Source organism: Malikia granosa, from assembly GCF_002980595.1.
In the GTDB taxonomy this organism is placed as follows: domain Bacteria; phylum Pseudomonadota; class Gammaproteobacteria; order Burkholderiales; family Burkholderiaceae_C; genus Malikia; species Malikia granosa.
On record NZ_PVLQ01000113.1, the window covers coordinates 1 to 6,562 of the forward strand.

7 protein-coding genes and 1 pseudogene are annotated in these 6,562 nt (G+C 57.9%); 5 read left to right on the plus strand and 3 right to left on the minus strand.

What is annotated here, in order from left to right; genetic code table 11:
- The 5 genes from lspA to C6P64_RS16955 all read left to right on the plus strand — a co-directional run.
- Nucleotides 1–608: signal peptidase II (gene lspA, locus C6P64_RS16935; protein WP_146115968.1), on the plus strand; the 608-nt coding region annotated here is incomplete at its 5' end.
- Nucleotides 605–1,021 carry a disulfide bond formation protein B gene (locus C6P64_RS16940; protein WP_105749713.1) on the plus strand — a complete coding sequence of 139 codons (417 nt, stop codon included), beginning with the start codon at nucleotides 605–607 and terminating at the stop codon, nucleotides 1,019–1,021. The genes lspA and C6P64_RS16940, both read left to right, overlap by 4 nt.
- Nucleotides 1,018–1,719 carry a DsbA family protein gene (locus C6P64_RS16945; protein WP_105749714.1) on the plus strand — a complete coding sequence of 234 codons (702 nt, stop codon included), beginning with the start codon at nucleotides 1,018–1,020 and terminating at the stop codon, nucleotides 1,717–1,719. Before C6P64_RS16940 ends, C6P64_RS16945 begins: the two co-directional genes overlap by 4 nt.
- A gap of 64 nt (nucleotides 1,720–1,783) precedes the next feature.
- Entirely contained in the window at nucleotides 1,784–2,356 is a 573-nt protein-coding gene (locus tag C6P64_RS16950; RefSeq protein ID WP_105749715.1) for an SCO family protein, read from the plus strand.
- Between the two features lie 107 nt (nucleotides 2,357–2,463).
- On the plus strand, nucleotides 2,464–3,723 hold the full coding sequence (locus C6P64_RS16955; protein ID WP_170073140.1) for a M23 family metallopeptidase: 1,260 nt from the start codon (nucleotides 2,464–2,466) through the stop codon (nucleotides 3,721–3,723).
- A gap of 345 nt (nucleotides 3,724–4,068) precedes the next feature.
- Here C6P64_RS16955 and C6P64_RS16960 read toward each other — a convergent pair whose 3' ends face one another.
- The 3 genes and pseudogenes from C6P64_RS16960 to C6P64_RS16970 form a co-directional block, all read right to left on the minus strand.
- Nucleotides 4,069–4,692, minus strand: a complete 624-nt coding sequence (locus tag C6P64_RS16960; protein ID WP_105749717.1) for a recombinase family protein — start codon at nucleotides 4,690–4,692, stop codon at nucleotides 4,069–4,071.
- A gap of 60 nt (nucleotides 4,693–4,752) precedes the next feature.
- Nucleotides 4,753–4,896, minus strand: a pseudogene (locus C6P64_RS16965) (TniQ family protein); the annotation flags it as partial.
- Between the two features lie 128 nt (nucleotides 4,897–5,024).
- A complete protein-coding gene (locus C6P64_RS16970) occupies nucleotides 5,025–6,005 on the minus strand; it encodes a P63C domain-containing protein (protein WP_105749718.1) in 981 nt (326 codons plus the stop codon).
- Nucleotides 6,006–6,562: the final 557 nt, after the last annotated feature.

The following is a 6,562-nucleotide window of genomic DNA, read 5'->3' on the forward strand; positions in this document are numbered from 1 at the left end:
AGGGTTCGGTTTACTCGCGGCACCCTTCGCCGCTTCCCGATCCCTGTGAATCGCGCCAGCCCGTATGGCTGGCGATGTCCGTTCTTTCAGGGTGTTTTTCCATGTCTTCATTTCCCTGGCGGGATTATCCCCGCCTGACCTGGCTCATCGCCGTGGCTTTTCTCATGGCATTGGACCAACTGAGCAAAGCCTGGTTCGCCGCTAGCATTCCCTTGGGCACAGCCATCGAGGTCACGTCCTGGTTCAACCTGGTCCATGTGCTCAACACTGGTGCAGCGTTTTCCCTGCTGGCCGATGCCGGAGGCTGGCAACGGATGTTCTTCATCGTCATCGGCGTCATAGTGGTCGTGCCCATCACCTTCGTCTGCCTAGCCCGGCAGGCCGAACCGCTCGAACGCCTTGCTGGCGGGTTTATCGTGGCCGGTGGCAGTGGCAACCTCATCGATCGGATCGACAGCGGTGCCGTCACAGACTTCCTTGACGTGCACTGGCGCGGTCTGCACTGGCCGGCCTTCAACCTGGCCGACGTCTTCATCGTGCTGGCTGCAGGTGCCTGGATCCTGATGTCTCTAAGCTCCTCCAGAGTCGCCTCAGGGAACACCCCATGAGCCGTCCGTGGAACCTGCTGCTGCTGGCCTGGCTGATCGCCACCGCCGCCACCCTAGGCGCGCTCTTCCTGGGCGAGGTCATGGGTATGACGCCCTGCGTCCTGTGTTGGTACCAGCGCATCTTCATGTTCCCGCTGGCCATCGTGCTGGGCATCGCCGCCTATCTGGATGACCGCCGGGGTGCGCTTTATGCACTCTGGCTGGCCTTGGGAGGACTGACCATCGCGGGCTATCACACCCTGCTGGTGGCCGGTCTGATCCCCAAAGCCTGGGTGCCTTGCAGCGCCGGGGTGTCCTGTGCGGACCAGAAGCTCGAAATCCTCAACGGCGTCCAGATACCGTGGCTGTCACTCGCCGCTTTCACGGCACTGACGCTCCTGCTCATCGTCTACCTCAAAAAGTCTTCCCGATGAACTCAAAAAAAATCACCGTCGCCGCCCTGGTCGCCATCGTCCTGGTGGTCTTCTTCCTCGGCATGAACGCTTACCAGAAGCGCGTGCAAAACTCCCAGGCCGAGAAGGTCAGCCAGGTGGTCAGCCAGTCCAGCAACTCTTCCGACTCTCAGTCCAGCCAGCCAGACAACCGCTTGATGCGCTTCCATTCGCCGGTCTTTGGTCCAAGTAACGCACCAGTCACCATCGTCGAGTTCTTTGACCCGGCGTGCGAGACCTGCAGAGCGTTCTACCCCGTCGTCAAGAACATCCTGAAGCAGTACCCGAACGATGTGCGTCTGGTGATCCGGTATGCCCCCTTCCACGCGGGCTCCGATCAGGTGGTCAAGCTGCTGGAGGCGTCCAAGCGACAAAACAAATACCTGCCAGTGCTGGAGATGGTGCTGGCAGCCCAGCCGCAATGGGCCGACCATGGCAAGCCCAACATCGATCTCGCGTATCAAGCGGCGAAAGAGGCGGGCCTGGACATCGCGAAGGCGAAGGCCGACGCTAAAGGGGCGGACATTGCTGCGGTGTTGAAGCAGGACGTCGAAGACCTGACCGCTTTGGAAGTGACCAAGACGCCGACGTTCTTCGTCAACGGCCGGGGACTGCCGTCATTTGGTGATCAGCAATTGCTGGCTCTTGTGGCGGAAGAAGTGGCCAAGGCCAGGAAGTGACATGAGCCCGAGTTTTTCATCTCCTTCAGACCATTGGCTCACCTGTCGTCGGCGTTTCGTACAGATGATCCGCGCCTGTGCGGCGGCTCCGGTGCTGCTGGCGTGCTCTCCCGAAACCCCGGCCTTCAAAAGCACCGATGTGACCGGCGCGTCTTTTGCCAAGGATCTCAGGCTCAAGGACCACCATGGCAACCTGAGAACGATGAAGGACTTCAAGGGCAAGATCGTGGTCGTCTTCTTCGGGTACACGCAGTGCCCGGATGTCTGCCCCACTTCCATGTCCACCATGGCAGAGGTCAAGCGCTTGCTGGGTACACAAGGCGATCTGTTGCAGGTGCTCTTCATCACGGTGGATCCCGAGCGCGACACACAACCCTTGCTCAAGGCATACATAGCCAGCTTCGATCCGGGCTTCGTCGCCCTGAGGCCCGAGCTCGACGAACTCAAGGGTGTTGCGGACAACTTCAAGATCTACTTCAAGAAGGTCCCCGGCTCCACCCCGACCTCCTACACCATGGACCATTCCGCAGGAAAGTACATCTTCGACACTGAGGGCAGGGCCCGCTTGTTTTCTCCGTACGGAACTGACGCCGCCACCATAGCGGCGGACATCAAGACCCTTTTGTCCGGAACCTGAGGCGTTTTTTGCCCAGCTGACCCACCGTTTCCCCTGCCATGCAACCAATCCAACTACTTCCATTTCTAAGACTGATCCACAACCACCGGCGTCCAGTGTTGGCAACCTTGGGCACCTTGATGATGGGAACTGGCGTCGTGGCCTTTGGCGTCTCAACCACGTTGCCCGATGCCGCCGAATGGCCGATTCGGCAAGTGGTGGAGCCCGTGGCGTCGACTCTTGATGCAACCCATCAAACTGCATCGGAGGACGATTTTCTGCTTCACCAATCGCAAACCACCCGACGTGACGATTCCTTTCAGACGCTGCTCAAACGCCTGGGTGTTAATGACCCCGAAGCGCAGAGCTTCTTCTCCCGTGATGCAACATCGCGCCTGATGCTGATGGGCACACCCGGCAAACTCACGGACGTCACTAGAACGCCTAAAGGACGCCTAAGGAAGCTGTCGGTGCGCTGGGTGGACAATAACAGCCAGCGTGTCAGCCGACTGGTGGTTGAGTGGCAGGGCAGTAGATTCACCTCCCGACTCGAACAGCCCACACCCCGGCGAAGGGTGCTGTTCGGCTCACTCACCCTTCGCTCCTCGTTCTACGCGGATGCTGACCAGGCTGACATCCCGGATGCCATTGCCTCCCAGGTGGTCGAGTCATTTTCCGGGGATTTGGATTTCCAGCGCGACTTGAAGCGGGGTGCGCGGTTCAGCTTGGTCTATGAGGCGTTCGAACTGGACGGTGAAGTCCTGTTCACCGGACGGTTGCTGGGTGCCGAGGTCCAAAACGGCAAGGAAGCCCACCAGGCCATGTGGTTTCAGGAGGCAGGCAAAGCAGGCGAGTTCTTCAACCTTGACGGTAGCAGCCAGCGACGTGCGTTCTTGGCATCTCCCCTGGCTTTTTCCAGGGTCACCAGTTCGTACGGACCGCGTATCCACCCGGTGTTGGGCGGTCAGAAGTACCACAAGGGAACGGACTATGGGGCACCGACTGGTACGCCTGTCCGAACCGTCGCCAACGGCGTGGTGACTTTCGCCGGCCAGCAAGGTGGCTATGGCAACTACGTGGTGATTCGTCACCCCAATTCCACGGCCACCGCCTATGCCCACTTGGAACGCATCGCGGTCCGGGTTGGACAACGCGTACAGCAAGGTCAGAACATCGGCACTGTCGGCTCCACGGGAACGGCGACCGGCCCGAATCTGCACTTTGAATACCTCGTCAAAGGCGTGCCTACAAATCCAACCCGCATCGCAAGCGCACCATCGCCCTCAACCCTGCAGATGGCCAATCTGCCTTATTTCAAAAAGGAGGCGAAGGTCATGCGGGAGCAACTCAGCATGGCCGCTTCTGTCTCATTGGCCAGCGCGCAGTAATCCGAAAGCGTGACCTCAGTTCCCAAATCGACCGACCCATGATGGTTTGCTCGGATGTCTCATCTACCTGGCGTGCTTAGGTCGTTCGCGGTGCAGCCCCCCGTATCGTCTTAGCCTTGCCATACGGACAAGCCAGCGACCAAACACTGGCAGCATCACATCAAACTGACTGGTACATACGCTCATCGCCAGAGGCGCGGCTTGGGCTGGGCGGTTCATAGTCAATTGATAGCAGCCGCTGTTAAACGGTCATCGGCTGGCGTTACTAGAAGGACAGCAATGGGTCGAAACCGGAAATTTGGCGGTTGTCAAATTTGCCCGCAGCCCCTTTGAAACCATCGCTACCTATGCGGCTGACCCGAGAGCGAGCAACTTCACGCCATCCGGTCGAAGCTCGCCCTGGGGCGACACATGCCGGTAGAGCGTCTGCCGAGTAATCCCGAATTCTTCGCAGAGATCGCCGACCTTGGTTTCCGGTTGCCCCATGCTGGCCATCGCCAGGCGCAGCTTGGCAGCGGTCATCTTGAACGGGCGCCCTCCGTTTCTACCCCGAGCGCGCGCCGAGACAAGTCCGGCTACCGTTCGCTCGGAAATCAATTCCCGCTCGAACTCGGCCAGTGCAGCAAAGATGCCAAAGACCAGCTTGCCAGCGGCGGTGGTGGTGTCGACTGCCGCACCGTGACCCGTCAGCACCTTCAATCCCACGCTCCTCGCAGTCAGATCGTGTACCGTGTTGACCAGGTGGCGCAAGTCACGGCCGAGCCGATCCAGCTTCCATACGACCAGCGTGTCGCCTTCACGCAGCGCCTTCAGGCAGGCCGCCAACCCCGGTCGATCATCTCGTCGGCCCGAAGCCAGATCCTCGTAGAGATGGGCAGGACTCGCGCCGGCGGCGATGAGCGCATCGCGCTGCAGATGGGTGGACTGTGATCCGTCCGCTTTCGATACCCGCATGTAGCCAATCAGCATGTTTCACCTGTCACATATACGTTCGATTAAGTGACAGGGTGAAATCAAATGCTCCAGGCGTCAAAATTCGTCACTTAACCCGTCATTTATTCTAAGGCATGCAAAGGGTCTATCAGGAACATAATGTGACAAAATTTCCATGGGGATACCCTCTTTGGCGAACATGGCGCGCAACTGCTCCGCCAGGGAAGCGGGGTCACGCCGCCAACAACGTACGTTTAGGAGAAATCTGGAGGCTCAAAATTTTAGTGATCTTGCCTCCCATCGGCCTGCCTGCCGCTCCAGCTTGGCTTCGTATTCGCCCGAAGGCGGCTGGCAGGAAGGGGGGAAGCTCAACTGGCAGGACAAGCCAGATCCAACTCCCACTGGTCGCCAAACCGATCAGTGATCTTGGCTTCGTACTCTTCGACTGTCTGGGACGACTCGGCCATTTCCAAGACTCGGCCCAAGTGCATCCGCAGAGCTCGCGTCCCAACATCACTTAAAAACACGAAAAGCTTTTTCTTTTGATTATCTTTATCACGTAGCGCACGTAACAGTTCCAATATATTGCCCCGGCTCTTGGCTAGGGGGTAGTAGATGTGTTTACGCGTCAAGTGCATCATTTGCCACGGCTTTCCGCGAGCTAGGATCGGAATCTTGTAGAGCCTGTGCCATGCCAGGTAAAGCTCATTGGGAAACTCCTGCTCATACTTTTTCGCCTCCTCCTGCACAAACATCTTGAAGGCTTGTATGACCTCCTCGATCTCTGGGCGATATCCAGCAAGCGCATACACCAACCCTGTGATGCCAGCCTTGGCGGAGGCCCCATTGATGATGGATGCCTGCTGTACTATGCGCGCATATCGCTTGCCCAGCTTACCTTCTACGCTGGCCGATGAAATCGCGTTGCACAGGTCAATTAGTAGCGATGCATCAAAGCCCTTGACGGTAGTAGGAGGAACTTCAGCCACTCCGCTACTCCATTGAAAAACCAAAGGATTTTTGAGTTTTTCAGCGAGTTCGGCCACCACGTAGCCAGTCATCACTTGACTGCTGATGAAGCGATCCAAGACATTGCCGCGCTCAGTCAGACCTAGAGCTTTCGCCATGCCAGACTGACTAATAACAGCCGTCTTTTTGGCGTCATTCAGGACGTAGCACTCAACATCAATTCCAAGATGTTGCTGGAAATTCCCCTTGTGGGTTGCCTTCAGCCCCCAGCGCGCTACCGCGCCCTGTTTTGCGCGCTCCTTGCGCTGCTCTGCTGTCAACTTCCTGGCGGCAGCGACGCCGCCCTTTGCGCGGCCTTCCGCGCTATGTTCCTCATCCATTTATCATCCTTGCAAAATTAAGATGCTTGCATTTTAGCAAGCATAAATCCTAATGCAAGCATGACGAGCACAAGCCTCGCATACCGCTACCGTATCGTAGACGTCGTTCTTGCCGCATCCTGCCCTGGATCCATCGGGGCGGTACGGCGCGACGAACTGCGCTGGCAGCATGCGGGATCGAACCCACGTTCGCGCAACTGGCAACACCAGTGTTGTGTTTCAACCCCCTTTCGTTAGGGTGGAACCCTACAACCCAAATTTGTCTCTAAAGGCGATCCGGATGAGACAAATTTTGGTTTGTAAAACCCCAGCAAATAGGCTCCACTTTTTCAATCGGGCCTTGTTTCCAACGTGCTGCGCCTATAGTTTCACCCTTCGTTACCTGTCACCACAGGCAGCGGCGGCGGATCAAGTAGCTCAACGCTCCAGTCCGGATACCTGCTCCCCGACGTGCGCAAACACACCCAGAGCACTTCGTGGCCGTCTACGAGAAGTGCCGTTTCTGACGCTTCAGCCAAGAGCGCACCCGGCATAGCGTGGCTTTGTTGCGCAATTCA

Bases quoted from the DNA above. Each gene is read 5' to 3' on its own strand.
- C6P64_RS16940 (WP_105749713.1), top strand. From the start codon at position 605: ATGAGCCGTCCGTGGAACCTGCTGCTGCTGGCCTGGCTGATCGCCACC.
- C6P64_RS16945 (WP_105749714.1), top strand. From the start codon at position 1,018: ATGAACTCAAAAAAAATCACCGTCGCCGCCCTGGTCGCCATCGTCCTG.
- C6P64_RS16950 (WP_105749715.1), top strand. From the start codon at position 1,784: ATGATCCGCGCCTGTGCGGCGGCTCCGGTGCTGCTGGCGTGCTCTCCC.
- C6P64_RS16960 (WP_105749717.1), bottom strand. From the start codon at position 4,692: ATGCTGATTGGCTACATGCGGGTATCGAAAGCGGACGGATCACAGTCC.
- C6P64_RS16970 (WP_105749718.1), bottom strand. From the start codon at position 6,005: ATGGATGAGGAACATAGCGCGGAAGGCCGCGCAAAGGGCGGCGTCGCT.